Origin of the sequence: Novosphingobium sp. APW14, from assembly GCF_032337075.1 — a bacterium.
Taxonomy (GTDB): Bacteria; Pseudomonadota; Alphaproteobacteria; order Sphingomonadales; family Sphingomonadaceae; genus Novosphingobium.
The window spans coordinates 347,047-371,314 of record NZ_JAVYAB010000002.1 but is presented as its reverse complement, the minus strand read 5'-3'; the positions used below and the strand labels follow the sequence as shown (position 1 = coordinate 371,314).

At 63.2% G+C, this 24,268-nt stretch carries 25 protein-coding genes; 13 read left to right on the top strand and 12 right to left on the bottom strand.

Annotation, left to right across the window (positions count from 1 at the left end):
• Nucleotides 1-20: 20 nt before the first annotated feature.
• The 5 genes from RQP55_RS04475 to RQP55_RS04455 all read left to right on the top strand — a co-directional run bounded on the left by RQP55_RS04475 (nucleotide 21) and on the right by RQP55_RS04455 (nucleotide 2,972).
• Complete coding sequence (locus tag RQP55_RS04475) at nucleotides 21-332, top strand: antibiotic biosynthesis monooxygenase (protein WP_315608982.1); 312 nt, start codon at nucleotides 21-23, stop codon at nucleotides 330-332.
• Nucleotides 329-676: an arsenate reductase gene (locus tag RQP55_RS04470; protein ID WP_315608981.1), complete on the top strand. Its 348-nt coding sequence runs from the start codon at nucleotides 329-331 to the stop codon at nucleotides 674-676. The genes RQP55_RS04475 and RQP55_RS04470 overlap by 4 nt, the downstream gene beginning before the upstream one ends.
• A complete protein-coding gene (gene pnuC / locus RQP55_RS04465; protein ID WP_315608980.1) occupies nucleotides 655-1,275 on the top strand; it encodes a nicotinamide riboside transporter PnuC in 621 nt (206 codons plus the stop codon). The genes RQP55_RS04470 and pnuC overlap by 22 nt, the downstream gene beginning before the upstream one ends.
• Nucleotides 1,272-1,817, top strand: coding sequence for an ATP-binding protein (locus RQP55_RS04460; protein ID WP_315608979.1), 546 nt, complete (start codon nucleotides 1,272-1,274; stop codon nucleotides 1,815-1,817). Before pnuC ends, RQP55_RS04460 begins: the two co-directional genes overlap by 4 nt.
• 276 nt (nucleotides 1,818-2,093) lie before the next feature.
• A complete protein-coding gene (locus RQP55_RS04455) occupies nucleotides 2,094-2,972 on the top strand; it encodes a VacJ family lipoprotein (protein ID WP_315608978.1) in 879 nt (292 codons plus the stop codon).
• On the opposite strand, the gene ubiG is transcribed toward RQP55_RS04455, so the two are convergent.
• Nucleotides 2,942-3,679, bottom strand: a complete 738-nt coding sequence (gene ubiG, locus RQP55_RS04450) for a bifunctional 2-polyprenyl-6-hydroxyphenol methylase/3-demethylubiquinol 3-O-methyltransferase UbiG (RefSeq protein ID WP_315608977.1) — start codon at nucleotides 3,677-3,679, stop codon at nucleotides 2,942-2,944. The two genes, RQP55_RS04455 and ubiG, sit on opposite strands and share 31 nt — an antisense overlap.
• A gap of 77 nt (nucleotides 3,680-3,756) precedes the next feature.
• Between ubiG and RQP55_RS04445 the strand changes: the two genes are divergently transcribed.
• A complete protein-coding gene (locus RQP55_RS04445) occupies nucleotides 3,757-5,025 on the top strand; it encodes an aspartate kinase (RefSeq protein ID WP_410000260.1) in 1,269 nt (422 codons plus the stop codon).
• On the opposite strand, the gene RQP55_RS04440 is transcribed toward RQP55_RS04445, so the two are convergent.
• On the bottom strand, nucleotides 5,006-5,740 hold the full coding sequence (locus RQP55_RS04440) for a hypothetical protein (RefSeq protein WP_315608975.1): 735 nt from the start codon (nucleotides 5,738-5,740) through the stop codon (nucleotides 5,006-5,008). The genes RQP55_RS04445 and RQP55_RS04440 overlap by 20 nt on opposite strands.
• A gap of 191 nt (nucleotides 5,741-5,931) precedes the next feature.
• Complete coding sequence (katG, locus tag RQP55_RS04435; RefSeq protein ID WP_315608974.1) at nucleotides 5,932-8,136, bottom strand: catalase/peroxidase HPI; 2,205 nt, start codon at nucleotides 8,134-8,136, stop codon at nucleotides 5,932-5,934.
• A gap of 210 nt (nucleotides 8,137-8,346) precedes the next feature.
• Between katG and RQP55_RS04430 the strand changes: the two genes are divergently transcribed.
• Nucleotides 8,347-9,324 carry a nitronate monooxygenase gene (locus tag RQP55_RS04430; RefSeq protein WP_315609006.1) on the top strand — a complete coding sequence of 326 codons (978 nt, stop codon included), beginning with the start codon at nucleotides 8,347-8,349 and terminating at the stop codon, nucleotides 9,322-9,324.
• A 268-nt stretch (nucleotides 9,325-9,592) separates the two neighbouring features.
• Here the strand turns inward: RQP55_RS04430 and RQP55_RS04425 are convergent, their stop codons facing one another.
• Nucleotides 9,593-11,029, bottom strand: a complete 1,437-nt coding sequence (locus tag RQP55_RS04425; protein WP_315608973.1) for an ammonium transporter — start codon at nucleotides 11,027-11,029, stop codon at nucleotides 9,593-9,595.
• A gap of 29 nt (nucleotides 11,030-11,058) precedes the next feature.
• The gene (locus tag RQP55_RS04420; protein WP_315608972.1) at nucleotides 11,059-11,397 is read right to left on the bottom strand and encodes a P-II family nitrogen regulator; all 339 of its coding nucleotides are present in this window, start codon (nucleotides 11,395-11,397) and stop codon (nucleotides 11,059-11,061) included.
• On the opposite strand from RQP55_RS04420, the gene RQP55_RS04415 reads away from it, so the two are divergent.
• The gene (locus RQP55_RS04415; protein ID WP_315608971.1) at nucleotides 11,378-11,959 is read left to right on the top strand and encodes a hypothetical protein; all 582 of its coding nucleotides are present in this window, start codon (nucleotides 11,378-11,380) and stop codon (nucleotides 11,957-11,959) included. The genes RQP55_RS04420 and RQP55_RS04415 overlap by 20 nt on opposite strands.
• A gap of 110 nt (nucleotides 11,960-12,069) precedes the next feature.
• Nucleotides 12,070-12,300: a hypothetical protein gene (locus RQP55_RS04410; RefSeq protein ID WP_315608970.1), complete on the top strand. Its 231-nt coding sequence runs from the start codon at nucleotides 12,070-12,072 to the stop codon at nucleotides 12,298-12,300.
• Between the two features lie 35 nt (nucleotides 12,301-12,335).
• Here RQP55_RS04410 and RQP55_RS04405 read toward each other — a convergent pair whose 3' ends face one another.
• The 4 genes from RQP55_RS04405 to RQP55_RS04390 are packed head-to-tail and all read right to left on the bottom strand — an operon-like array spanning nucleotide 12,336 to nucleotide 15,798.
• Entirely contained in the window at nucleotides 12,336-13,034 is a 699-nt protein-coding gene (locus tag RQP55_RS04405) for an endonuclease/exonuclease/phosphatase family protein (RefSeq protein ID WP_315608969.1), read from the bottom strand.
• A gap of 7 nt (nucleotides 13,035-13,041) precedes the next feature.
• Entirely contained in the window at nucleotides 13,042-13,599 is a 558-nt protein-coding gene (locus RQP55_RS04400; RefSeq protein WP_315608968.1) for a pyridoxamine 5'-phosphate oxidase family protein, read from the bottom strand.
• A gap of 32 nt (nucleotides 13,600-13,631) precedes the next feature.
• Nucleotides 13,632-15,152: a peptide chain release factor 3 gene (locus RQP55_RS04395; RefSeq protein ID WP_315608967.1), complete on the bottom strand. Its 1,521-nt coding sequence runs from the start codon at nucleotides 15,150-15,152 to the stop codon at nucleotides 13,632-13,634.
• A gap of 34 nt (nucleotides 15,153-15,186) precedes the next feature.
• On the bottom strand, nucleotides 15,187-15,798 hold the full coding sequence (locus RQP55_RS04390) for a TetR/AcrR family transcriptional regulator (RefSeq protein ID WP_315608966.1): 612 nt from the start codon (nucleotides 15,796-15,798) through the stop codon (nucleotides 15,187-15,189).
• A 195-nt stretch (nucleotides 15,799-15,993) separates the two neighbouring features.
• Here RQP55_RS04390 and RQP55_RS04385 point away from each other — a divergent pair, with 195 nt between their 5' ends.
• Nucleotides 15,994-18,306 (top strand): TonB-dependent receptor, encoded by a 2,313-nt coding sequence (locus RQP55_RS04385; protein WP_315608965.1) that lies wholly within the window; start codon nucleotides 15,994-15,996, stop codon nucleotides 18,304-18,306.
• A 63-nt stretch (nucleotides 18,307-18,369) separates the two neighbouring features.
• Here RQP55_RS04385 and RQP55_RS04380 read toward each other — a convergent pair whose 3' ends face one another.
• The 3 genes from RQP55_RS04380 to RQP55_RS04370 are packed head-to-tail and all read right to left on the bottom strand — an operon-like array spanning nucleotide 18,370 to nucleotide 20,741.
• The gene (locus tag RQP55_RS04380; protein ID WP_315608964.1) at nucleotides 18,370-18,927 is read right to left on the bottom strand and encodes a Smr/MutS family protein; all 558 of its coding nucleotides are present in this window, start codon (nucleotides 18,925-18,927) and stop codon (nucleotides 18,370-18,372) included.
• Complete coding sequence (locus tag RQP55_RS04375) at nucleotides 18,927-20,111, bottom strand: murein transglycosylase A (protein WP_315608963.1); 1,185 nt, start codon at nucleotides 20,109-20,111, stop codon at nucleotides 18,927-18,929. The genes RQP55_RS04380 and RQP55_RS04375 overlap by 1 nt, the downstream gene beginning before the upstream one ends.
• A 6-nt stretch (nucleotides 20,112-20,117) precedes the next feature.
• Nucleotides 20,118-20,741 carry a Tim44/TimA family putative adaptor protein gene (locus RQP55_RS04370; protein ID WP_410000264.1) on the bottom strand — a complete coding sequence of 208 codons (624 nt, stop codon included), beginning with the start codon at nucleotides 20,739-20,741 and terminating at the stop codon, nucleotides 20,118-20,120.
• Nucleotides 20,742-20,996: 255 nt separating this feature from the next.
• Here RQP55_RS04370 and secB point away from each other — a divergent pair, with 255 nt between their 5' ends.
• The 3 genes from secB to trpS are packed head-to-tail and all read left to right on the top strand — an operon-like array spanning nucleotide 20,997 to nucleotide 24,172.
• Entirely contained in the window at nucleotides 20,997-21,515 is a 519-nt protein-coding gene (secB, locus tag RQP55_RS04365) for a protein-export chaperone SecB (RefSeq protein ID WP_315608961.1), read from the top strand.
• 21 nt (nucleotides 21,516-21,536) lie between these two features.
• A complete protein-coding gene (murJ, locus tag RQP55_RS04360) occupies nucleotides 21,537-23,150 on the top strand; it encodes a murein biosynthesis integral membrane protein MurJ (RefSeq protein WP_315608960.1) in 1,614 nt (537 codons plus the stop codon).
• A 5-nt stretch (nucleotides 23,151-23,155) separates the two neighbouring features.
• A complete protein-coding gene (gene trpS, locus RQP55_RS04355; RefSeq protein ID WP_315608959.1) occupies nucleotides 23,156-24,172 on the top strand; it encodes a tryptophan--tRNA ligase in 1,017 nt (338 codons plus the stop codon).
• Nucleotides 24,173-24,268: the final 96 nt, after the last annotated feature.

Below are 24,268 nucleotides of genomic sequence, written 5' to 3'. Positions count from 1 at the left end.
CACCGCCCTAGGAGGCAGGCATGTTCCTGGTTGTCTTCCGCAATCGCAAGCGCACCGAGATGGACGCAGCGGCCTATGCTGCCGATGCTGCGCGCATGGAGGAACTGGCACGGGCACAGCCTGGCTTCATCTCGTTCAAGGGCTATGTCGCTGATGACGGCGAGGTAATCGCCCTGTCCGAATGGGCCAGCGCAGAGGCGGCACAAGCCTGGGGGCGCCATCCCGACCACGCCCTGGTCCAGGGCCGCGGCCGCGATGCCTATTACGAAAGCTATACCCTCTACACCGCGGACAACCCCCGCACGCACCACTTTGAAAGGCACCCGGCGTGAGCCTGATCCTTTACGGCATTCCCAATTGCGATACGGTCAAGAAGGCCCGCACCTGGCTTGACAATCAGGGCCTTGCCTATGCCTTCCATGACTACAAGAAGGCCGGCGCCAATGCTGCGCGGCTGGCTGATTGGTGTGCGGCCGCTGGCTGGGAAAAGGTCCTTAACCGGGCCGGCACGACCTTCAAGAAGCTGCCCGATGCCGACAAGACCGATCTTGACCAGGCGAAGGCCGTGGTGATCATGGCGGCCAACCCCTCATGCATCAAGCGCCCGATCGTGGAGCACCCCGGCGGGCTGCTGGTAGGCTTCAAGGAAGCCGAATGGGCAGCAGCGCTGGGATGATCTTCTCTCCCGAGACATTGAAGGCGCTGGAATGGCTGGCGGCGGGACTGGGGCTGGTCAACATCGCCTTGCTGATCTTCCGTTCGCAGTGGAACTTTGCCTTCGCGATCGCATCGGTCGCGCTGTACGTGCTGATTTTCTTCGAAAACCGCCTCTACGCCGAGAGCGGCCTGCAGGTGTTCTTCATCCTTGCCAACGTCTGGGGCTGGATCGTGTGGCGCCGATCGCTTGGCATGGTCGATGAAGGCCGCATTGCGGTGCGCTGGCTTGATTGGCGCAGCCGGGCCGTCTGGCTGGCCATCACAGCGGCGCTCAGCCTCAACCTTGGCTGGCTGATGCACAGATATACCAATGCAGCGCTGCCCTTTGCGGATAGCGCGATTGCCGGGGCCAGTGTCACTGCGCAAATCCTGCTGGGCTATCGCCGCATTGAAAATTGGTTGCTGTGGATCGCGATCGATGTGGCCGCGGTGCTGCTTTACATCAATCGCGGGCTCTATCCCACGGCCGGGCTCTATGCCGGGATGCTGGTCATGAGCCTGTTTGGCCTGAAGGAATGGATAACGGTTCACCGCCAGCAACGGGCCGCTGCGGCATGACCTTCACCGTATGCTTCCACGGTGCGGAAAGTACCGGCAAGTCGGTACTGGCCCAGCAACTCTCGCGCGAACTGGGCCTGCCGTGGGTGCCCGAATACGGCCGGGCGTACTGCGAAGAACGTGGCACCGAACTGACGATGGATGATTTGCTGGCCATAGCCGAAGGGCAGGCCACGGCGACCCGCGCCGCATTGTCTGAACAATCGCCGCTACTGATCCTTGATACCGACCAGTTGATGACTGCTGCCTGGGCCGAAATGCTGTTCGGGCATGTGCCGAATGCCCTCCTGTCCTATCCGCGCGCAGACCTTTATCTGCGCTTCGCAGCAGATGTGCCTTGGGTCGCCGATGGCACGCGGTTCTTCGGCGAGGATGTTGAGCGCCGCCGATTTGCTGATATTGCCGAAGGGATCCTCAACAAAGCCCTTGTTCGCTGGATCCCGGTGGATGGATCTTGGGATGATCGCGCCGAGACAGTCAGAAAGATTTTGCGAAACGCCCCTGCTCTTCCAACACCTTGGGAACCCGCAGAAGGTTCGTAGGAACACGGATCACGGCCTGGGCGCCGGTGGCATTTTTCCCGCGTTAAGTGCTAAGCCGGTTCGCGTTTGCGATGTTCCGTGCGCCTCGGCCTGGGTAGACCATAGACAATAGGGTCACCGTGATCCTACGTCCGCCACAACCGGCCAAACCGGAACCGAGAGCGGAGTTTTATTTTGCAAATCGTATTGGCCACGGCATTGGCGCTGGCTCCTGCCACCACGGTTGCACCGGCTGCGTCCCCGGATCCCGTTGTGGCGCCGACTTCTCATGCCCCAATGGCTGAGCCGGCTCCCACCAAACCCGCGCAGGATCCCGCAGCCCCACCCGCCACCGGTGATGAAATCGTAGTGACGGGACAGGGGACACCGCCAGGCGACCCGGCAGCGGCCATCAATGAAGTCAGCTTCGAAGCGGTCCAGGCGGTCGACAAGGCGGTCGTCGGACCGATCGCCGAGGGTTATGTCATGGCCACGCCAAAGCCGCTGCGCCAAGGCGTTCACAACGCGCTCAACAACCTGAGCGAGCCGATCAACCTGGCGAATTCGCTGTTGCAATTCAAAATCGGCCGCGCGTTTCGCGCACTGGGCCGATTTGGCATCAACTCCACGATCGGCGTGGCAGGCCTGTTCAACTTTGCGGAGCGGAAGCCATTTGGCCTGGGCTATGAGCGCAACGGCTTTGCCAATACGCTGGGTTACTATGGTATCGGCGCAGGTCCTTACATGTATCTGCCGTTGATTGGAGCGACATCGACGCGCGATCTGGTCGGCCGCCTGCTTGACCTGTCGCTCGTCCCGGCAATGGCCGGGGCACCGTTCAGTTCACCGGTCTATGCCACCGGGACTGGCATTGCCCGCTCGCTGGATGACCGGGTGGAAATCGACGGGTTTCTGCGCCGCCTACGCAGCGACTGTTCAAACCCTTATGCCGCCGAGCGGGAATATTACCTGGCAATCCGCGAAGCGGAAATCGCCGCCTTGCACGGCCGCGAATTTGATCTGGAAAGCCGGCTGCCGGCTTGCCTGGCCGATGGGCCGCTGGTCCGCGTGGGCCAGGCCGTCCCGCCCCCTGCCGCTAAGCCGGAAGCCAAGGAACCACCCGCCGCACCGCAGCCAGAAGTCGATCAGAAGCCGCCTGTCACACAGACGATGTAGTTGAGCGACAGGTCGGTCGAGAGGTGGAGCCCCTTGATCGGGCTCCACGCAATCCCTTGCGGTTCGCCCATCGCCAGGCCGAGCGGGGCAAGCAATTCGCGCAGTTCATCCGGGGTGATAAAGTCTTCCCAATGATGGGTCCCGCGCGGGACCATGCCGAACCGTTCCGCTGCCTCAACCATAAGCAGCTTTGAGCTTGGGGTGCGGTTGGGCGTGGACAGCACCATCAATCCGCCCGGGGCCAGGGCCCCCTTCAGTGCGGCCAGGAACGCCGCCTTATCGGCAACGTGCTCGATCACTTCGAGCGAAGTGACCAGATCGAACCCATTCAGGCCAAGGCCGCCGATCTCTCCGCAGCGATAATCGATCGTCAGGCCCGAACCGCCCGCATGGGTCTGGGCAGCGGCAATGTTTTCTTGGGCGGCGTCAACCCCGGTTACCTTTGCTCCGAGCCGGGCGAGTGGTTCGCACAGCAAGCCTGCCCCGCACCCGACATCAAGCGCGCGCTTGCCGGAAAGCGGCTTCACCCCACGCGAATCGGTGCCCCAGTGGGCATCGATTGCCCCGCGCAGAAAGGCCAGCCGGACCGGGTTGAGCCGGTGCAGCATGGCCGACGAGCCCTTGGGATCCCACCAATCGGCCGCCAACTGGCCGAAATGGGCGGCTTCCTCGGGTCGGATGGTCGCTCTGGAGGTTGCATTGCTCATGCGGCCTCCCTAACAGGGCGCGCGCTGCGGGGCGAGGGGTCTCGCGGGTAAGATTATTGCGGAAAGGTGCGTTCGCCGTGGGCCGCATCGTGATGAAGTTCGGTGGAACCTCGATGGCCGGATCGGAACGGATCCGCCGGGTTGCCAATATCGTCCGCCGGCAGCAGGCTGCCGGGCACGAAGTTGCCGTCGTTGTTTCTGCCATGGCCGGCGAGACTGACCGGTTGGTAGGCTTTTGCCGCGAGGCCAATCCGCTTTACGATCCCGCCGAATATGACGTGGTCGTAGCGAGCGGCGAACAGGTCACCTCGGGTCTGCTCGCGTTGACGCTCCAGGCGCTGGGCTGCAAGGCCCGGTCATGGCTGGGCTGGCAATTGCCAATCCACACCGACGATGCCCACGCCAAGGCCCGGATTGGCGAGATTGACAGTAACGCCTTGCTCGCCTCGATGGCGGCGGGTGAAATCGCGGTTATCCCAGGCTTCCAGGGCGTGACCGACGACAACCGCATTACCACGCTGGGCCGCGGAGGCTCTGACACGTCGGCAGTGGCAGTAGCAGCCGCGATCGGTGCCGACCGCTGCGATATCTACACCGATGTCGACGGGGTCTACACCACCGACCCGCGGATCGTCGCCAAGGCGCGCAAGCTCAAGTACGTGACCTACGAGGAAATGCTCGAACTGGCCTCGGTCGGATCGAAGGTCCTGCAAACCCGCTCAGTCAGCTTGGCCATGAAGGAAGGCGTGCGAGTACAGGTCCTGTCGAGCTTCATCGATGACGATGCAGCGCCTGCCGACGCTATCCCCGGCACCATGATTGTTAGCGACGAAGAACTGGAAGGCATCGATATGGAACGCCAGCTGATCACCGGCATCGCCGCCGACAAGAACGAAGCCAAGGTCATTCTGACCCGCGTACCCGATCGTCCGGGCGCCGTTGCAACCATCTTCGGCCCGCTAGCTGCCGCCAACATCAACGTCGACATGATCATCCAGAACGTTGGCCGCGACAAGGGCGAGACCGACGTGACCTTCACCGTGCCGGGCGCCGACCTGCTGCGCGCGCAGACCCTGCTGGAGGCGCAGAAGGAAGCGATCGGCTTCAACCGCATCATCACCGACGGGAAGGTTGCAAAGATCAGCGTTGTTGGGGTCGGCATGAAGAGCCACGCTGGCGTCGCGGCGACCATGTTCCGGGCGCTCGCCGATCGCGGGATCAACATCCAGGCGATCAGCACCAGCGAAATCAAGGTTTCGGTCCTGATCGACGAGGATGAGACCGAACTGGCCGTCCGCGTGCTGCACACCGCCTATGACATGGATGCTAAGGACGAGGCGGCTTAAGCCCGTATTCGATCCGGATCCGGACCCATTCGCCAATTCTCGCCACCCCGCCAACGCGCGGGGGGCGAACCTTGAACTGCCAGGCAGCGGCCAGCACCGCGCGCTCGATCCGCGAACCTTGGGGGTATTCCCCCAGGCCGACACAGTCCTCCACCCGATAATCCGGGGCGGTGCGGCAGGCGATCAGGGCCCAGCCGGGACCATCAGCGGTGGAAAGGTAGCCCGATAGCTCGCTGTCATAGGGTTCGCGATACCAGGCAGCGGCGTACATCGGCTGGCCATTCGGGGCCGAGCCGACGCGCTTGCTGTCTCCCGGCACGCCCGTGTCGACCGGGCCATAGGCACTTTTGGGCCGCGCAGCGGCTTGACCTGGCTGGCGCGGCAAGCGGGAAATGTCGAGCTCGGCCATCTGGCTGCGTGAAATCTGGATAATCGGCGGTACAGGCTGAACCGGCGCAGCGCTGGGCACCGGGACAGGCGGGGGTTCCTGCGGGGTCTGGAGAGGGGCCTTGGCCTTCGCCAGTTCCGGCTTGGAGTGATCCTGCACCGGCGCGGGCGGCGCGGCGACATTGACGCTAACCAGCGAGGGCGTGCCCGGGGGCTTTGGCGGATCGTACAATCCGATCGACAGCACCGCCACCACCAGCAGCGCCTCAACCAACAGGGCGAGCATCAGCGCCGCGCCCTGATCCCGATTGCGCAGGCGCTTCAGCAATGGCGCAAAGGGGTTGGGCAAGGCAGCTCTTCAGCAGGCGTGGTGTGCAGCGCCTAGGGCAGCACGGCCGCGGCGACAAGCAGCGGTGAGCCGGTGCGGCTGAATGTTGGTTTAATGCAGGAAGCCAACCAAATATGGCAACCCCGCCCCGGCCAGGGCCGGAGGCGGGGCATTAGCGGTGCTGCAACCGCCTAATTCAGATCAAACCGATCGGCGTTCATCACCTTGGTCCAGGCCTTGACGAAGTCGGCCACGAACTTCTCTTCGTTGCCGCGTTCGGCATAGACTTCGGCCACGGCGCGCAGTTCAGAGTTGGAGCCGAACACCAGGTCGGCCCTGGTTGCGCGCCAGCTTTCGCCGCCGCCGCTGCGATCGGTTGCGACGAACTCCTCCTCGTCGCTGCCCTCAACCGACTTCCAGGCGTGGGTCATGTCGAGCAGGTTCACGAAAAAGTCGGCCGTCAGCTGGCCCGGGCGGTGCGTGAAGCTGCCATGGCCGCGCTGGCCATAGTTCGTTCCCAGCACGCGCAGGCCGCCGATCAGCACGGTCATTTCGGGCACCGACAGGCCCAGCAGGGCGGCGCGATCGAGCATCATTTCCTCGGTCTTCACGCGCAGCTTCTTGGGCAGGTAATTGCGAAAGGCATCGGCTTGCGGCTCAAGCACGGCAAAGCTTTCAGCATCGGTCTGCGCTTCGCTGGCATCGCCGCGGCCACCGGTGAACGGCACGGCCACGTTGAAGCCCGCCGCCTTGATCGCCTGCTCAAGGCCCACGACGCCGCCCAGCACGATAGTGTCGGCCATCGAGAAGGTGGTGCCGGCGCGCAGTTCCTCATACTTGGTGAGGACCTTGGCCAGCTCGGCCGGCTCGTTGACGTCCCAATCGCGCTGCGGCGCCAGGCGAATGCGCGCACCATTGGCCCCGCCGCGGTGGTCCGACTTGCGATAGGTGCTGGCCGAGGCCCAGGCGGTCTTGACCAGCTGACTGACAGTCAAGCCGCTCGAAGCGATCTTCGCCTTCATCGCTGCAACGTCGGCGTCCGACGGCATCGTGCCTGCCGGGACCGGATCCTGCCAGATCAGGTCTTCGGCCGGGACTTCCGGGCCAAGGTAACGCGCCTTGGGCCCCATATCGCGGTGGCACAGTTTAAACCAGGCGCGGGCAAATGCATCCTTGAACGCTGCGTGATCATTCCGAAACTTCTCCGAAATCACGCGGAATTCGGGGTCCATCTTCAGCGCCATGTCGGCGGTGGTCATCATGGTTGGAACCTTGATGCTGGGATCCCAGGCTGACGGGGCCATATCTTCTTCGCGCTGGTTTATTGGCTGCCACTGCTGCGCACCGGCCGGCGAGCGGACCAGCTCGTAATCGTAGTCGAGCAACAGGCGGAAGTAGTTGGCTGACCATTCGGTGGGGGTGTTGACCCAGGACCCTTCGATCCCGCTGGTCACGGTGTGCTCACCGATGCCGCCGTGTTCGGCGCTGCTGGTCCAGCCGAAGCCGAGCGAGGCAATGTCGCTTCCCGCCGGAGCCGGGCCCAACAACGCAGGATCGCCATTGCCATGGGCCTTGCCAAAGGTGTGGCCACCCGCGGTGAGTGCAACTGTCTCTTCATGGTTCATTGCCATGCGCTCAAACGTCGCCTTGATGTCACGCGCCGACTGGAGCGGGTCAGGATTGCCGCCAGGGCCTTCCGGGTTGACGTAGATCAGCCCCATCTGGATCGCAGCGAGCGGCCCGTCGAGCTCGGTCAGGCCGCGTTCCTCGTCGATCCGGGTCTGGACGCCTTCGTTGACCCACTTGTCCTCGCTGCCCCAGTAGATGTCCTTCTCGGGCTCGAACACATCGGCGCGGCCGCCGCCAAAGCCGAACACCGGTCCACCCATCGATTCAATCGCGACATTGCCAGCCAGGATGAACAGGTCAGCCCAGGAAATGTGCTTCCCATACTTCTGCTTGACCGGCCACAGCAGGCGGCGGGCCTTATCGAGGTTGCCGTTGTCGGGCCAGGAATTGAGCGGGGCAAAGCGCTGTTGACCACTATTCGCACCGCCGCGCCCATCGCCAGTGCGATAGGTCCCGGCCGCGTGCCAGGCCATGCGGATGAAGAACGGGCCATAATGACCATAGTCCGCCGGCCACCACGGCTGGCTGTCGGTCATCAGCGCAGTCAGGTCTGCCTTGAGCGCGTGGTAGTCGAGCGTGTTGAAGGCCTCGGCATAGTTATAGTCATCACCCATCGGATCGCTCGGCCCGTTAGGAGAGAGGATGTCGACGGCCAAGGCATCCGGCCACCAATCACGGTTGGTGCGACCCAGCAGGGCGCGCACGCCGCCATCCTGTTGGTGGAAGGGGCAGCCACCGCCCGCGATCGATCCGGTCTTGGCATCCATGGTCTATCTCCTGTTCAGTCCGGGACTCGCCGGGCTCTGAGAACACCATGGCTTGCACTTTTAATCGGACGAAGCGATCAAATCCGGATAGAGTGTGGTGTATTTCCGATTACTCGCTGAGGACTGGCGCCGTCCGGCTGCTTTTCCTATAGGCGCGCGACGCTACGACCACGGGGGGAATTTCCGGTGTACGACAAGACCCATGCGCTGATGGAGCGCGGCCGCGCTTTTCTGGGCACTGAACATGCGATCCTGTGCGGCGCGATGTCCTGGGTATCCGAACGCAACCTGGTTTCCGCGATCAGCAATGCCGGTGGCTTTGGCGTGATCGCCTGCGGTGCGATGACGCCCGACCTGCTGGATGCGGAAATCACCGCGACCAAGGCGCTCACAGCCAAGCCCTTCGGCGTGAACCTGATCACCATGCACCCCCAGCTGTTTGACCTGATCGCGGTCTGCGCGAAGCACAAGGTCGGCCACGTTGTCCTGGCCGGAGGCATCCCTCCCAAGGGCTCAGTCGAGGCGATCAAGGACTTTGGCGCCAAGGTACTGGTCTTCGCCCCCACGCTGGCGCTGGCCAAGAAGCTGCTGCGTTCGGGAGCCGACGCGCTGGTGATCGAAGGCAGCGAAGCGGGCGGCCATATCGGCCCGGTCGCCACCTCGGTACTGGCGCAAGAATTCCTGCCCGCACTTGCCGAAGAATTCGTCGTGTTCGTTGCCGGCGGGATCGGCCGCGGTGACATGATCGCCGCCTATCTCGAAATGGGCGCTTCGGGTGTCCAGCTTGGCACCCGTTTCGCCTGTGCAAGCGAGTCCATCGCCCACCCCGATTTCAAGAAGGCCTTCTTCCGCGCCAACGCGCGCGATGCGGTCGCCTCGGTCCAGGTTGACCCACGCCTGCCAGTGATCCCGGTCCGCGCGCTGAAGAACAAGGGCACCGAGGAGTTCACCGCCAAGCAGGTCGAAGTTGCCAAGCTGCTTGACGAGGGCAAGATCGAGATGGGCGAGGCCCAGCTGCAGATCGAGCACTATTGGGCCGGCGCGCTGCGCCGCGCAGTGATTGACGGCGATGTCGAAAACGGTTCGCTGATGGCCGGTCAGTCGGTCGGCATGGTCAGCAAGGAAGAGCCCGTGGCCGATATCATGGCCGAGCTGATGGCGGAGTGCGAAGCCGCGCTGGCGCGTTAAGTTTTCCAATCGCGTTAGCGAGTGACGCGCAACACCGGCCCGCTCCCCCGGCCCAACGACCCAATGATGGTACCCTCGGGGCGGTTGGGCCGGGGGAGTGGGCCGGTGTTGCCATGACAGGCCGGACGACCTGTCCGCACCCTACAAAAAAAGGGGCCGGAGCAGCAATGCTCCGGCCTTTTGAGTTTACGTTCGCAGGAGGAACGTCGGTAGGCGGGATCGGGTGAGGAGAGGAGGAGGCCCCGACCCCGCCAAGCTATAAAGAGCATTACATGTTGTAGGCGCGCTCTCCGTGTTCGGTGAGGTCGAGACCTTCCCGTTCTGCTTCCTCGGAAGGACGCAGGCCGAAGATCTTGTCGACCGCGAAAAAGAGGACTGCCGAGACCGCGCCCGACCAGACCAGGGTGATCGCCACGGCCTTGATCTGGGTCAGGACCTGGGCGGCCATGTCATAGCTGCCGACTGCCGCCGGGAAGACGGTGTAGTCAAAGAAGCCCTGCCCGCCGAGCGCCGGATCAGCGACCACACCGGTGGCAATTGCCCCGACAATCCCGCCGACACAGTGCACGCCGAAGACATCCAGGGTATCGTCGTACTTCAGCTTGTTCTTCACGTAGCTGACGAAGAAGTAGCAGATTGGCGAAACCAGCAGGCCAAGTGCGATCGAGGTGACCGGGGCGGCAAAGCCCGAGGCCGGGGTGATCGCAACCAGGCCGGCGACGGCCCCGGTGGCGGCACCCAGCATCGACGGCTTCTTGTGGTGGATCTGCTCAACCACGGCCCACGACAGGGCGGCGGCGGCAGTGGCGACAAAGGTGTTGATGAAGGCCACCGCGGTCACGCCATTGGCTTCCAGGTTAGAGCCGGCGTTGAAGCCGAACCAGCCCACCCACAGCAGCGATGCGCCGATCATGGTCATGGTCAGCGAGTGCGGCGGGGTCGCTTCGCGGCCAAAGCCGATCCGCTTGCCAATCATGAGGCAGCCCACCAGGCCTGCGATACCGGCGTTGATGTGCACCACGGTGCCGCCGGCAAAGTCCAGCGCGCCCATGCCCCACAGGTACCCAACGTCGGTCTTGGCATCGACCAGGAAGTCTGGGCCAGCCCAGTACCACACCATGTGCGCGACCGGGAAATAGACGATCGTCAGCCACAGCACCATGAACAGCATCAGCGGCCAGAACTTCACGCGTTCGGCAAAGGCGCCAACGATCAGCGCCGGCGTGATGCAGGCGAAGGTCATCTGGAACACCACGAAGACGAATTCGGGCAGGTAGACGTTGTTCGAGAAGGTTGCCGCATAGGTTGATGCGGAAACCCCGGCCAGGAAGGCCTTGCTGAACCCGCCGACAAACGGAGCAAGGGCGGAATCCCCGCCCGAGGTGAAGGCCATCGAATAGCCCCAGCCCACCCAGACCAGCGCGGCGATGCTGACGATCATGAAGACCTGCATCAGCACGCTCAGCATGTTCTTGGTGCGGACCAGGCCGCCATAGAACAGGGCCAGCGCCGGAACGCTCATCATCAGCACCAATACGGCGGAAACGAGCATCCAGGCCGTATCGCCCTTATCGACCATGCCGGCCATCTGGTCGGCCGTGGGGGCCTTGATCGGACCGGCGGCAGTTTCCTGCGCCAGCGCCGTTGAAGTGGTAGCGAGCCAGGCGCCAAGCGCGCCCGCACCGCCAGCAAGCTTGCGGATCATCGGATAAGTCCTCCTGTCGGGTCCGGCGCTCACAGCGCGGTATCCCCGGTTTCGCCGGTGCGGATGCGGGTGGCGGATGCCAGATCGAGCACGAAGATCTTGCCATCGCCGATCGACGATGTGCTGGCGACCTGCTGGATCGTTTCGATCACCTGGTCCGCCAGATCGTCGCCCACGGCGACCTCAACCTTCACCTTGGGCAGCATATTGGTCGAATATTCCGCGCCGCGGTAAATCTCGGTCTGTCCCTTTTGCCGCCCGAAGCCCTTGACCTCGGTCACGGTCATGCCCGCGACGCCGATCGCGCCGAGAGCTTCACGCACCTCGTCAAGCTTGAAGGGCTTGATGATGGCGATGATGAATTTCATGCCCGTCCCCTGTTTGCCTGCCGGAACCATCCCGGCGGAGCGGACTTTGCAAGGGGCGTGCCAGTTTGGAGTTATCGCTGGAATTCAGGGGAATCTTTGGAACAGAATTACGAGCTTGGGCGGGCAGGCGCTCGATTCCTGCGCACCTGCCTATTTTTTAGGCATGAGCAATTCGAGAGACAAAGCTAATCCACGTCAGTTTTGTCCCACGATACCAGCCGTGCTCAATCGGCGAATGCAGTACTGTCCAGTCCGCGATTGCGAGAAACTGCTTTGGGTGAGCAGCACAATAGGATTGGAAATCAAAAAAAACCATGCAATATCATATGCAAACATGAGGCTGAGCATGGGAATCAATGAGATCATTTACCGACGCCCAGCAGTGCGCGGCGATGTATCTGGTACCGCTATCACAACAAGCATAGCGTTAAATGCTATTGCAAGCGCACTTGAGGCAATTGCCAATGGACAGGCCCCCAGCGCAGCACAAATTGCAAAGATCCGAGAGCAAGCCGTCAAGCTGGACAAAATTTTTGACGATCTGACAGGCTACACTCCATGAGTGTCGATGACTCTCGGCTAGGCGCTTGGGTGGAGATGCAGCAGCAACACCGACCGCCCGAACCAGAACTTCCCTTGAAGGGCGGAGGTGGAGGGAGTACATCTGACGGAATGGAAAGCCGCATTTCCCGCCTCGAGGTCCTTGTCGACGTAACACGCGAGGACCTACGCGACATCAAGGGTGACCTTAAGGCGGTGCTGGATCGGTTAAATCAAATGCCGAGCAAGAGTGACTTGGACACTTGGCGCTGGCAATGGGTCGCGACGGCCGTCGCGATCATCGCACTTACAGTTGGCGGCATAACCGGCGGCTTATCCTTGATTGCGAGTTATGCCGGCTAGTGGCGACAACTCGACCTTTGCACTGATCGAATTTTTTAAATCTGGATGATCTCCACCCACACCGGCAAGTGATCCGAGGCCTTGGCCGCCAGGGCCGAGTGGTGCACGCCAGCCTCCTCCAGCTCCCACTGCTCGGACAGAACCAGCCGGTCGAGCCGGCCGAGCGGGCGGCGTGAGGGGAAGCTGGCGCCCGGCGTGATCAGCCGCCACGGCGCGCGGAATTCGCTGAGGGCGCCACGGTGGAGGCTCCATTCGTTGCAATCGCCCATCAGCACGGTCGGGCAATGGCCATCGCAGCGCGCTAGGTGATCGAGGATTGTGCGGACCTGCTGGCGGCGGCGCAGGCCGGAGAGGTCCAGGTGCATGCCGACCACGCGGAAGCGCTGGCCCTCCACCATCAGGTCAGCCCGGATCGCCCCGCGCGGTTCCAGCGTGGGGAGCGGCACCACGCCTGCCTCCACCACCGTAATGTCGCGCCGGACCAGCAGGGCATTGCCGTGCCAGCCGAGCGAATCCGGGCGGTGGTTCAGCGCGACCGGGCGCCAAGGCGTGTAATCCTCGATCGTTTCGCGCGGGAGCACGCTTTCGCGCCGCCCGATCCGGCGGTCCGCCTCTTGCAGGGCGATCACGTCGGCGTCGATCTCGCGCAGCACGGCCAGGATCCGGTCGGGATCGCGCCGCCGATCGGTGCCGACGGCCTTGTGGATGTTGTAGCTGGCAAACTTGAGCCGCACCGGGGTGTTATTCGCCCGCGATGTAGCGGTCGGTCGCGCGGGTCGGCAGGCCGTCGATCGAGCGGGTTCGGGCGGCCACCTTGGCCTCCCACTTCGCTGGATCGGCCTGAGCGTGGTACTTGACCAGAGTCTCACGCTCCTGGTCGAGGCTCATGACCGGGACACCCCAGCCGCACGAGGTCTGGACGCTTTCGACCGCGATATCGAAGATCTGGCGCGTGCCGGGCAGCAGGGTGAAATGGCCCGCCAGATCGGCCCAATCATCATCCTGCGGCAGGACGGGGCGCCCGCGCCCGTAAATCCGCAAGATCAGCGCGGGCTGTTCAAAATTGCACATCATGATGGTGATGCGGCCATCTGCCGCCAGGTGAGCATGGGTCTCGTTCCCCGAACCGCCGAGGTCAAGATAGGCGACCCGATTGGGGCCCAGCACCTTGAAACTGTCGGCCAGGCCCTTGGGGCTGAGGTTGATCCGCCCCTCGTTCGTGGCGGTGGCAACGAAATAGACCGCCTGCCGGGCGATCATGGCTTCGTGGTCGGGCGTGATGTGATCGGTGAAGTCCATGGCCCGAACCTAGGCCTGCCGCGGAACTTCGGTCAACGCTCCTTGGTGGCCGAGAAGACCAGGTCCGGGTTCTTTTCCTGCTGGTAGCCGACATCCCAGGCCGAGCGCGCCATGAACACAGGATCGCCATCGCGGTCCTTGGCCAGGTTGGAAAGGTTGAAATCGGCAAAGGCCTTTAGCGCCGCTTCGCTGCCGCGAACCCAGCGGGCAGTATCGAAGGGCGAGGCTTCGAGCATGGCCTCCACCTTGTACTCTGCCTCCAGTCGACTGATCAGAACTTCCAGCTGCAGCTGGCCGACCACACCGACGATCCATTGCGCGCCGATTTCCGGGTAGAACACCTGGATCACGCCCTCTTCGGACAGGTCATCCAGCGCCTTGCGCAGTTGCTTGGTCTTGGTCGGGTCCTTCAGCGCCACGCGGCGCAGGATTTCAGGCGCAAAGTTGGGCAGGCCGGTGAAGCGGACCTTGTTGGTCTCGCTCAGGGTATCGCCCACCCGCAGCGTGCCGTGGTTGGGAATGCCGATGATGTCGCCCGGCTCTGCGCTGTCGGCAATCTCGCGATCCTGCGCGAAGAACAGGATCGGCGAGTGAATGGCGATCGGCTTGCCCAGGGCAGAGGGTGTCAGCTTCATGCCGCGCTTGAAGGTGCCCGAAACCAGCCGCATGAAGGCGATCCGGTCGCGGTGCATCGGGTCCATATTAGCCTGGACCTTGAAGATGAAGCCGGTCACTTCCTTGCCATCGGGCTGGACGGTGCCCTGCTCGCTCGGTTGGGGGCGCGGCGGCGGGGCATATTTGGCTATCGCATCGATCAGCTCCGCCACGCCAAAGTTCTTGAGCGCGGAACCGAAATAGACCGGGGTCAGGTCACCATTGCGATAGGCTTCAAGGTTGAATTCCGGGTAACCGGCCTGGGCCAGTTCAATCTCTTCGGCGATCCCGGCCGGAATGTCGCTGGCGGCTTCGCGCTTGCCCAGGAATTCGCGGCTATCGCCTTCCGGGCGACTGATCTGGTCGGTCGCGAAATCGAGTACGCCCTTGAACTCGCCCCCCATGCCGATTGGCCAGGACATAGGGCAGACGTCCAGCGCCAGGGCATCGGCCACTTCGTCGAGCGTTTCGAATACCGAGCGCCCTTCGCGGTCAACCTTGTTGACGAAAGTGATGATCGGCACCGAACGCAGGCGGCAAACCTCAAACAGCTTGCGGGTCTGCGGCTCGATCCCCTTGGCCGCGTCGATCACCATGATCGCAGAGTCGACCGCAGTGAGGGTGCGATAGGTGTCTTCGGAAAAGTCCTCGTGGCCCGGCGTGTCGAGCAGGTTGAAGGTAACTCCGTCCCGCTCGAAGGTCATGACCGAGCTGGTCACCGAAATGCCGCGCTGCTGCTCGATCTTCATCCAGTCCGACCGCGCCCGCCGCGCCGCCCCGCGCGCCTTGACCTCACCCGCCAGGTGGATCGCCCCGCCCTGCAACAGCAGCTTCTCGGTTAGCGTGGTCTTACCCGCGTCAGGGTGCGAAATGATGGCAAAGGTGCGGCGATTGGACATGGTCGCGCGCCTTAGCGGGGTGGCGGGGTAAGGTCTATCCCAACCCGTCCTTGATCAGGGCATTGGCCGCAGCTGCGACAGCATCCAGATCCGCGGCCTGATCCATGACCCCAAAACGCAGGCCCAGGAACACGTTCATGCCCATCAGCGCCCAGGCGTGCACCTCGTTCGGCTCGATCCCCAGTTCCCCCCTTGCCCGCGCGGCTTGCAGGCGTTCGAGGATGCGCGTGGCTGTGTTGAGATAGTGCGCCTGCCAATCCTCTGGCGCGACGAATTCGGCTTCGTCGATGATCCGGTAGATTTCCTTGTGATCGCGGGCGAAGTCCAGAAATGCCTTCAGCGCGAGGCCTTCGGCTGCCACCGCGCCACCCTGGTGGCCACGCAGGACCGGCGCGACATGATCGCGCACACGGCCGCTCATGTCCTGCACCAGCGCCTTGAACAGCGCCTCCTTGCTTTCGAAGTAGGTGTAGAAACTGCCCAAGGCGACGCCGGCGCGCTGGGTGATCGAAACGATCGAGCTTTCGTGAAAGCCCCTGTCGCCAAATTCGGCGGCGGCGGCATCAAGGATCGCGCGCTGCGTGCGGCGCCCGCGCTCGGTGCGCGGCTCGCGCGGCTCGCGCGGCAGGCTGACTGCTGCGTCCATCCCTTTGCTTTCCATCCGGACGGCAGTGCGATCCGCCGCTGTGGCACTTGGGCCACGTTTCCCCACCATTCGCGCTTCCTTTCGCTCGGTCCAAGCATAGAGAAGTTGAAAGTTGGTTCAACTTTTATATAGGTTGCAGCCATAGCCTGGGGCCTCTGGCCCTGCGGCAGAGGATTTTTTGGGAGGAACCCACCGATGCGTACCACTGCCCTGCTTTGCCGTGCCTCGCTGATTGCCAGCGCCTTTGCCGGCCTTTCCACCCCGGCATTCGCCCAGGAAGGCGCCAGTGCCGCTGATGATGACGCGATCATCGTCACCGCCCGCCGCCGCGAAGAGAGCCTGACCGACGTTCCAATCGCGATCACCTCGCTCTCGGCCGATCAGCTGGAGCGCACCGGCGCGATCGACATCACCGCCGTCGCCGAACAGGCCCCGAACGTGACGCTGGAAGCCAGCCGCGCAACCAACTCCACCCTCACCGCCTTCATCCGCGGCGTGGGCCAGCAGGACCCGGTTTCCGGCTTTGAACAGGGCGTCGGGATCTATCTTGACGACGTCTACCTGAACCGCCCGCAAGCCGCTGTGGTCGACATTTATGATGTCCAGCGCATCGAAGTTCTGCGCGGGCCGCAGGGCACGCTTTATGGCCGCAATACCGTGGGCGGCGCGGTCAAGTATGTCACCCGCAAAATCGGCACCGATCCGCGCCTGTCGCTGCGCGGCACCTATGGCACCTATGACCAGGCTGATGGCGTGATTACCGCCAGCACCCCGGTTGGTGATGGCACGCTGCGTCTTGGCGGCTCGCTCGCCCGGCTGACCCGGGGCGGGTTCGGCACGAACCTGACCACCGGCCGTGACAACTACAACAAGGATATCTGGGCTGGCCGCGGCACTGCGGAAGTCCACGCCGACGGGTTCTTTGCGCGCGTTTCGGCCGACTACACCCACGACCGTTCGAACGAGCGCGGCGGGCATCGACTGATCCCGAGCCAGTTCACTAACGCCCCGATGCTGGGCAATGTCTTCGACACCCGGGGTGCACTGACTTCGCCCAAGCAGGACGTGAAGGCCTGGGGCACTTCGCTGTTTATGGAAGGCGAACTGAACGACACCCTGACCGTTCGCTCGATCACGTCCTACCGCAAGGACGATTCAGCCTCGCCGATCGACTTTGATGCGCTGGCATCGACTGACGTTGACGTGCCGGGCATCTACAAGAACAATCAGACCAGTCAGGAACTGCAGCTGCTGATCAACTCGGGCCGCTTCAACGGCCTGATCGGTGCCTATTACCTCAACGCGACTGCGCTGACCCAGTTTGACGTGCGGTTGTTCACCACCGTGGCCGGCCTGACCGCCTACACCAGCGCCGATGTCGGCACCGACACCCTGGCCGGTTTTGCCGACTTCACTTATGATCTGACCGATCAGCTCAGCCTCTCGGTCGGCGGTCGCTATACCTGGGATGAGCGCACCGCGACGATCCTGCGCCAGAACTACCTGGGTGGCGGTTCGCCGGTGTTTGGCGGCGCTGGCGTAGCCTTTGGCGCGCCTGGTACCAACTTCAAGGGCAAGAGCACCTTCAAGAAGTTCACCCCGCGCGGCTCGCTCAGCTTCAAGCCGAGCGAAGGGCATAATGTTTACGCCTCGTTCTCGCAGGGCTTCAAGGGCGGCGGGTTTGACCCGCGCGGCGCTGGCGTCAATGCCCCTGACCTTGATGGCAACGGCGTCCGTTCCGATGCTGAAATCGCGGCCTTCCTGAGCTTCAAGCCGGAAAAGGTGAACAGCTACGAAGTCGGCTACAAGGGCTCGCTGGTTGATCGCAAGCTGTTCGTCGCGCTGGCCGCGTTCCGCATGGACTACACCGACGTGCAGATCCCGGGCTCGGTTGCCTGCACCGTTTCGGGCCTGCCCAGCTTCTGCGGTGTGGTTTCCAATGCCGGCAAGGCACGGATGCAGGGTCTTGAATTCGAAACCCGCGCCAATCTGGGCCCGGTGACGCTGTCTGGCTCGCTCGGCTACATCGATGCCAAGTTCCAGAAGTACATCACCAACATTGCCAGCGTCCCGACCGATGTCGCAGTCTTCCGCAAGGTGCAGAACACCCCGGCCTGGACTGGCAATGCACAGGCCAGCTACACGGCTGATCTGGGCGAAAAGGGCACCATGGTTGCGACCACTGGCATCTCGTTCAAGAGCAAGACTTACCAGTTCGAAATCCCGAACCCCTACCTTGATCAGGAAGCTTACCAGCTGGTCGATGCCTCGCTGGTCTATATGGCACCGGAAAAGCGCTGGACCCTTGGCCTCTACGCCAAGAACCTGTTCAACAAGGAATACAAGACCTCGGGCTATACGTTCATGGGTGCCAATGCCACGACCGGCGCACTGCTGACCAACCCGACAACCGGGGCATTGATCCCGGCGCTGGGCCGCGAAGGCACGCTGACCGCGTTCTATGGCAATCCGCGCCAGATCTTTGTGACGGCCACCGTCAACTTCTGATCGTCACCGGATAATCAATCCTCCCTGTTGCCCCTCGCGCTTTCGAGCGCGGGGGGCACCTTTTTATCGGGACCGGCGCAAGATCACATAAAGCGCGCCCGATCCGCCATGGCGTTGGTGTGCGGGACGAACTGCGGCGATGCGACTGGCGTGCGGACCAGCTGCCAGCCAGTCGAGCAGCTTGGCGCGGATTGCGCCGCGACGGTCACCGCGGTCAGCCGCCGCGACCGGGCGCGGCTTTCCGGTGATCACCAGCAGCAAACGCGCGCCCATCGCCACGGCCTGGATCAGCCCGGCATCGAGCCGGGCGTGGGCGGCATCAAGCGAGTGGCCATGCAGGTCCAGCGTCAGGTCGGGCGTGATCTGCGCCTTAGCCAGCTTGCGCTCCCACGACCCATCAAGGCCATGGCGATCGAGCGGGCGTGTCGGAACCGCCTTGGGTGCCGGTGCCGGAGGTGGCGGCGGCACACGCCCTTTGACCCTGCGTGGCGGCGGTGGCGACGAAAGCTGGATCGTCGGCACGATGGAAGCCGGCTTTCCCGGATGCAGGGGATCAACCGTGCTGGCGACACGCGCCCATAACGCGGCCTCGGCCGCGGAGAGACCGCGCGGCGGGCGCATCAGCTTGAACCAAGCCGGGCCAGTGTTCCCTTAGGCAGCAGCAACAATGCCTCGCCCCGGCTGCTCATCCCCCCGGCAATGACGCGAGCATCCTCGCCCGCGCCCCAGAACGTGTCAAAACGGTTCGCCCCCTTGATCGCGCCGCCGGTATCCTGTGCGACCCACAAACCGCTCGCCTCGGGCCGCTCCATCTTCAGCCACAAGGGCGCGCCCAACGGCACGAACGATGGGTCGGCAGCGACGCTGCTTTCGCGCCGCACCGGCACACCGAGTGCACCGAGCGGGCCTTCGCCAGTCAATTCACGGAAGAACACGAAGCTTTTGTTTTCGCGCATGAGCGCGCTGCCGGCCTCGGGGTTATCGCGCACGTATTGCATGATGCCCTGCATCGAGCCCGAATATTGACCGGGCCCGGTGCCAAGCAGGCCGCGCTGGCGCATCACGCCGCCGATCCCGGTATAGGCATGGCCGTTCTGCCCGGCATAGCCGATCCGGATCACCGATCCATCAGGCGCACGCAGGCGGCCCGAACCCTGGATTTGCAGGAAGAACATCTCCACCCGGTCCGCCGCCCAAGCAATCTCCAGCCCCTTGCCGTCAAGCGCCCCATCATAAATCTGGCCGCGCTCGTAATAAGGAACAAACTTGCCGGTTTCGTCATAGCGGCCCAGCGGCATAGTCCCGTTCGGATTGGGCTGAGCATCGCCCGGCTTGGCCCGCACCAGATCCGGCGGCAGGGCATAGACCGGCACGTCGAAGCCCGGCTGGCGGGTTCGCACTCCGGCAATCTCCGGCTCATAATAGCCGGTAGCAAACGCCTTGCCATCGCCAATCTTGACGGCCTCGAAATGCTGCATGAAGAAGCGCCGCGCCTCACTTTCCGGCCACTTGGCGGCCGCCGAACAGGACTGGTGCCAATCGGACGGTCGGGTCAGGCCCGATGCATCTTCACGCTCCACCAACCGCGGACAACTCTCTCGGAAAGCCTGCAAAGCCGCGGCCGCGTCAGCCTGCGCGATCTCCAGGCCATCGATCGGCGGCCCGGCCCAGAAACCCGAAGCAAGCGCCGTCGTCGCTACGACCCCCGCGGGCGGCTGGGTGATAACGCGCGGCGCCGGGATAATGCGGCCGCATCCGGCCAGCATTGCCAGCCCCAGCAGCGCTGCGATTCCCCCCCGCCGCATGCGGCGTCAGGCCTCGTCAGTCTCGTCGAGCAGCCAGTCGGGCGAGGTGGAGGTTATGTTGCGGCTGAATGTCCAAAGATCGCGCGCTTCGACCGCATCGTCGAGCGAACCAGCGACCACTTGGCCCGAAGCATTGCGCGTCACGGCAGCAATGTCGGCGGAAAACCGGATCGCGATGCGGGCCATTGGCGCTTCGAAAGCAGCTGAAACAATTGCGGCTTCTTCTATTCGCACCAGGCGATTGTCCATCGTTTCGCCGGCCGCTTCGCGACTGGCGATAGCACCGACGAACCCTTCATAGACATCGCGATCGCAAAGTTCAGCCAATGCTTCCTTGTCCCCCTTCCAGAAGGCTTCAAGGATCATTCGGTAGGCCCCCTTCGCCCCTTCCAGAAAGGCTGCGATGTTGAAGCGCGGATCTGCCGCAGCAATTTCACGCAGTCCGCGTTCAATCGCCGGGGTCACTCCGGCTACCGGCAAGCGCGCAGGCTGGGCGCCCCGCTCAACCGACTCGCCACCCGAGGTGCGAGGGGTTTCCGCCGGACGAGGGCCCTGGATCACTTCCTCTTCATGTTCCGCCCGGCGGCCAAGCACCGAGTAAAGCCGCAAGCCCAGAAAGGCTGCGATCATGGCGAGGATGACGATCTCGACGGTCTTGTCCACGTGGCTCAGTCCCTGCCGCAGCGGCGCGGCTTTGCAATTCCCTATGACTAAATAGGTAGCCAAGACAAATGAACAACGCATGGACATCGCCCTGACGGCAATTTTTTGCGACAGGTGGCGCAAGGCGGTCACATTGGCGCAAAATCCTTTGCCGCAGAACCCGCGCGATGCTAGTCGCGCGGCCAATTTCCATTCCAAATCCAGCCGAAAGCACGCTGTAACATGTCCGACGAAGGCAACATCATCACCGACCTTGGCCTTGAAGGCCCCGCCATGAATGGCGCTGACACCGCCCCGGCCGCGGGGATCATCTCGCAGTACGTCAAGGACCTGTCGGTCGAAAACCCGAACGCCCCGGACAGCTATTCGTGGACCGACACCCCGCAGATCGATGTCCAGTTCAACATCGGCGCGCGCCAGCTGAGCGACGAAGTAAGCGAGATTGAACTGAAGATCGCGCTCAAGTCGGTTGGCGAGGCAGGCACTGCCTTTATCATCGACCTGTCCTATTGCGGCCTGCTCGGTATGCGCAACCTGGACGATGCGTCAAAGCATGCCTTCACCTATGCCGAAGCGCCGCGCATCCTGTTCCCCTTCGCCCGCCGCGTCATCGCCGATGCTGTGCGCGATGCCGGCTTCCCGCCGCTGCTGCTTGAGCCGATCGATTTCAACGGCATTTACCTCCAGCAGTTGGCAGCCCAGCAGGCTGAAGGCGAAGCGGCGCCGGTCGGCAACGCCTAAAATCATCGCCCGGGGGCCCGCGTGAGCCTGATCCGCAACGTCGGCACGATTGGCGGGCTGACGGCGGTCAGCCGCGTTTTTGGCTTTGCGCGGGATATGATCCTGGCGCGGGTGCTGGGTGCAGGGTTGGCAGCGGACGCCTTCCAGTTGGCCTTTACCCTGCCCAATACCTTTCGCCGGCTGTTTGCCGAGGGGGCGTTCAGTGTGGCCTTCGTGCCGCTCTACAGTCGCGCGCTGCATGGGCACGATGGCCAGCCCGGCAGCGAAGATGCCGCCGAAAAGTTTGCAGACGATGTGCTCGCAGTCTTTGTTTGGGTGCTGATCGCCTTCAGCGCGCTGGCCATGCTGGCCATGCCGGCAATCGTTTGGCTGCTGGCCAGCGAGTTCGAGAAGATTCCGGGCAAGTTCGAGCTGGCGGTAACGCTCAGCCGTGTGACCTTCCCCTATCTTGCCCTGATCAGTTTGGTGGCAATGCTATCCGGTCTGCTGAACGCAAGGTCGCGCTTTGCACCGGGTGCGGCAGCCCCGATCTTGCTGAACGTCAGTCTCATCTGCGCCATGGGAATTGCCTGGCAGGCCAACCGCGGCGATGATCTCTATGCGGCGTGGTCACTGGCCGTTGGGGTTTCGGCGGCAGGCTTATTGCAACTGCTTTACCTGATCTGGGAAACACGGCGTGCCGGCGTCCGGCTCAAATTGAGCCTGCCGAAGCTGACACCCGAGGTGAAACGCCTGGGCGCGCTGATCCTTCCAGCCACCTTTGGCGCGGGAATCTATCAGATCAGTCAACTCGTCGACACCTTCTTTGCCACCAGCCTGCCGCAGGGATCTCTGACACTGCTCAAGCTGGCCGACCGGTTAAACCAGATGCCGCTGGGAATTGTTGGGATCGCGCTGGGCACGGCAATCCTGCCGATGCTTTCGCGCCACATCCACACCGGCAACCGGGCCGAGGCGCAGCGGCTGCAGACCAACGCTTTCGAAATCGCCACCTTGCTAACCCTGCCGGCAGCGGCCGCCCTGGCTGTATGCGCACCGGCTTTTGTCACGGCCTTTTTCGTTGGCGGCAAGTTCAGGCCCGAAGACGGGGTGATCATGGCGCAGATTGTCGTCGCGCTGGTGGCCGGCCTTCCCGCCTATGTGATCGTGAAGATCCTCAACCCCGGGTTCTTCGCGCGCGAGGATACCCGCACCCCGGTCTGGACCGCGCTGGCGTCGCTGATCTTCAACGTCTTCCTCAATTTCTATGTTGTGCGGCAATACGGCATTGTTGGCCTGGCGGCGGCGACAGCCTCGTCGGCCAGCCTCAACTGCCTGCTGCTCTATGTCATTCTGCATCGCCGCGGCTGGTTCCATTTTTCTGCCAAGTTGGCGGGCCGGATAGGGCGACAGATCGTCGCCACGGCAATGATGGGGGCTGCACTTATGTTACTGATGCCCGCGCTGTTGCCCTATTTCGGCGGATCGGTGCTAAACCGGATCTGGTCTTTGACTGCACTCGTCGGGACGGGGATGGCAGTCTTCTTCGTCACAGCCTATCTGGTCGGCGCAATTGATCCCGATTTGCTCGCTACTTTGCGCCGCCGCAGCGCAAAGCGTGACGAGCGCGATGATGATATTCTGGAGGTACAATAATTAGCATGCGCGTCGTTTCCGGTATCCAGCCCACGGGCAACCTGCATCTTGGCAATTACCTGGGCGCGATCCGCAACTGGGTGCGGATGCAGGATGACGTGACCGCGCAAGGCGGGCAGTGCCTCTATTTCCTGGCGGATCTCCACGCGATTTCCCAGCCGCATGTCCCGGCTGACCTGGCATCGAATACGCGCGAGATGGTGGCGGCGCTGGTCGCTTGCGGGATCGATCCCGATCGCTCGATCCTGTTTAACCAGGCCCAGGTCCCGCAGCACGCCGAACTGCAGTGGCTGCTCAACGGCACGGCCCGGATGGGCTGGTTGAACCGCATGACCCAGTGGAAGGATAAGGCCGGCAAGAACCGCGAAGGGGCCTCGGTCGCGCTGTTCACCTATCCGGTGCTCCAGGCCGCCGACGTCCTGCTGTACCAGGCCACCCACGTGCCGGTGGGCGAAGATCAGAAGCAGCACCTGGAACTGGCCCGCGACATCGCGCAGAAGTTCAACAATGATTTCGGCAACGGGGCCGAGGTCTTCACCCAGCCCGATCCGATCATCCCGGCCGAAGCCGCGCGGATCATGTCCTTCCGCGATGGTTCGGCCAAGATGAGCAAGTCCGATCCTTCGGACATGAGCCGGATCAACCTGACCGACGATGCCGACACGATCATGGCCAAGGTCAAGAAGGCCAAGACCGATCCCGAGCCCCTCCCTTCCGAAAAGGCGGGGCTGGATGGCCGGCCCGAAGCGGCCAACCTGGTCGGGATCTACGCCGCCATGGCCGGTGAAAGCCAGGATGCCGTGCTGGCGCGCTTTGGCGGCGAAGGGTTCGGCAAGTTCAAGCCCGCGCTGGGCGAGCTGCTGGTTGAAAGCCTGGCCCCGATCAACGCCCGCTTTGTCGAACTGCGGCAGGATCGCGCCGCGCTGGATGCGATCCTGCGCAAGGGTGCCGAAAACGCCCGCGCGCTGGCCGTGCCAACGCTGGAGAAGGCCTATAATGCACTGGGCCTGGTGCGGGGCTGATCGGCATTCAAGCCCGATTAAGCCGCGCTTCCCTAGCGATACTGCCATGCTAACCTTAGCGCCGGTCCGCGTGCCGATTCGCGCCGGGTCGGCTTA